Source organism: Mesorhizobium sp. M7A.F.Ca.CA.002.05.1.1, assembly GCF_003998335.1.
Classification (GTDB): Bacteria; Pseudomonadota; Alphaproteobacteria; order Rhizobiales; family Rhizobiaceae; genus Mesorhizobium.
Genome location: NZ_RZQI01000895.1, coordinates 1 through 2,398, shown reverse-complemented (window position 1 = coordinate 2,398; position 2,398 = coordinate 1). Strand labels below are relative to the sequence as shown.

The 2,398-nt window shown below is 63.0% G+C and carries 4 protein-coding genes; all 4 read left to right on the top strand.

Annotated elements, in window-relative coordinates; translation table 11 throughout:
* Window positions 1–487: BRCT domain-containing protein (locus EN939_RS30160; RefSeq protein ID WP_272483118.1), on the top strand; the 487-nt coding region annotated here is incomplete at its 5' end.
* A complete protein-coding gene (locus EN939_RS30155; protein WP_127271312.1) occupies window positions 487–1,179 on the top strand; it encodes a DUF2461 domain-containing protein in 693 nt (230 codons plus the stop codon). The genes EN939_RS30160 and EN939_RS30155, both read left to right, overlap by 1 nt.
* A 111-nt stretch (window positions 1,180–1,290) precedes the next feature.
* Window positions 1,291–2,019: an AzlC family ABC transporter permease gene (locus EN939_RS30150; RefSeq protein ID WP_127270948.1), complete on the top strand. Its 729-nt coding sequence runs from the start codon at window positions 1,291–1,293 to the stop codon at window positions 2,017–2,019.
* Window positions 2,016–2,312, top strand: a complete 297-nt coding sequence (locus EN939_RS30145) for an AzlD family protein (protein WP_127270950.1) — start codon at window positions 2,016–2,018, stop codon at window positions 2,310–2,312. The genes EN939_RS30150 and EN939_RS30145 overlap by 4 nt, the downstream gene beginning before the upstream one ends.
* Window positions 2,313–2,398 lie beyond the last annotated feature (86 nt).

Below are 2,398 nucleotides of genomic sequence, written 5' to 3'. Positions count from 1 at the left end.
CCGCCATATCGGCGAAACGACGGCCGCCGTGCTTGCCCGCACCTTCTCGACCATCGAGGAGATGATCCGGGTCGGCAAGGAGACAGCGGCAGCGGAGGATCCACACACGGTTTTCCCCTCGGTCAACGGCATCGGCGATACCGTGATCGATGCGTTGCGCGACTTCTTCGGCAATGAGCGCAATGACGACGTGCTTGACGCGTTGCTCCGCCAAGTCAAGCCGAAGCCGTATATCGTCAACGTCTCGGCCGACAGCGAGGTCGCCGGCAAGACGGTCGTGTTCACGGGCTCGCTGGAGAAGATGACACGCTCCGAAGCCAAGGCGATGGCGGAGCGCCTGGGCGCCAAGGTCGCGGGCTCGGTTTCGGCAAAGACGGATCTGGTGGTCGCCGGGCCGGGTGCCGGCTCCAAGCTCAAGCTCGCCAGCGAACTCGGCATCGAGGTGATCGACGAGGATGGCTGGCTGGTACGGATCGGCAAGGCCTGATGGACGGCGCATTCAAGGGTTTCGGCCCGAAAGCCATTCCGTTCCTGAAGGCGCTGGATTTCCACCAGAGCCGAGAGTGGTTTTTGGAGAACCGTGACCTGTTCGAACAGGAATTGCGCGATCCGCTCAGTGATCTCGTGGACACGCTGACCGAACGCTTCCAAGAGGCCGGGCTCGGCCTGCGCGGTGATCGCAAGAAGTCGCTGTTCCGCATCAATCGCGACGTGCGCTTCGCCAAAGACAAGCGGCCCTACAACAGGCATTTGTCGGCCATCCTGTCGCCCGACGGCACCAAGATGGAGCAGGGTGTGTTCTACGTGCATATCGGGCTTGAGCGCTGTTTTGCCGACATTGCCTGGTGGCAGCCGGAACCGGCGCTGCTGCTGGCGATGCGCAAAGCCATCGCGACAAAGCCGGACAATTTTCGCGGCCTGGTGGCGGCGTTGAAGAAGAACCGGCTTGAACTCGAGACCGAAGGCCGTATGAAGCGTACGCCATGCGGCTTCGAGGAAATCAGTGATCCCGATCTGGTCGCCGCCATCCGCCACCGGCATTTCTATGTCCAGCATGTCATCGATCCGGCGGGAATCCATACGGCTGATCTGGTCGACGAACTCGTCGATTTCACCTTGCGCGCCAAGCCGCTGCTCGACTGGGGCAGGGCGATCGAGGGCAAGGGTTCGCTTGACTAGCCTCCGGCTCCGGTAACCCGACGATCATTTCCGCTGATCGTTTGGCTCAAGCGAATTCGTGTGACAAGGCAGGCAGCGCTTCCTACATCAGGCCCTGATCAAGGAGAGGCCATGTCGGCGCAAGCAATTTCCGAGAGCGGCGATAGAAGCGATTTCTGGCAGGGCGTGCGGCTGTCGATGCCTGTCGTGGTGGCGTCGGCGCCGTTTGCGGTGCTGTTCGGCGCGCTCGCCGTCGACAATGGCTTCTCGGTCCTGGAAGCCTTCCTGATGAGCGCGCTGGTCTATGGCGGCGCCAGCCAGATGGTCGGCATCCAGCTGTTCGGCCAGCATGTGGCGCCGTGGCTGATCGTGCTGTCGATCTTCGCCGTCAATTTCCGCCACGTGCTCTATTCCGCAGGCATCGGCCGGCGCATCGCGCACTGGCCTGTCATCCAGCAGGCACTTGGTTATTTCATCCTCACCGATCCGCAATTCGCGGTAGCCGAAGCGCGGGCGCAATCGGGCCAGACGGTCGGCTTTGCCTGGTATCTGGGACTTGGCCTGCCGGTCTATCTGTTCTGGATCGTCGAGAGCGCGCTTGGCGCGATGTTCGGCAAGCTGATCCCCGACACGCATGTGCTCGGCATCGATTTCCTGCTGCCGATCTATTTCCTCGGTCTCGTGCTGGGCTTCCGCAAGCGGCCGCTGTGGCTACCGGTGGTCATCGCCAGCGCCGCCGCCTCGATCATCGCCTATAAGACCGTGGGCTCGCCCTGGCATGTCTCGATCGGCGCTGTTGCCGGTGTGCTGCTGGCGGTCATCCTGCCTCCCCATCACAGCGGCGTAAAGGCGCGGCCATGAGCACGACCTTCTGGATCATCATCGCCGGCGCGGTCGCCACCTATCTGACGCGCATCGGCGGGCATCTGGTCATCTCCCGCTTCGAAACAATCCATCCGCGCGTCGAGGCTGGTCTCAACGCCGTGCCGGCGGCGGTGCTGACGACGCTGGTGGCGCCGGAACTGTTGAATGCCGGGCCGGCGGAATGGGCCGCACTGGTGGTCACCGCCGTGGTTTCGCTGCGCGGTGGGTTGATGGCGATGTTTCTGGCCGGCGCGGCCGTTCTGATTTTGGCGCGGCAATTTGTGGGCTAGGGTCTGGGCGCGATCGACTTGAACCGTTAGCGCTGCCCCTCATCTGCCTGCCGGCATCTTCTCCCCGTATAGGGACGGGGAGAAGG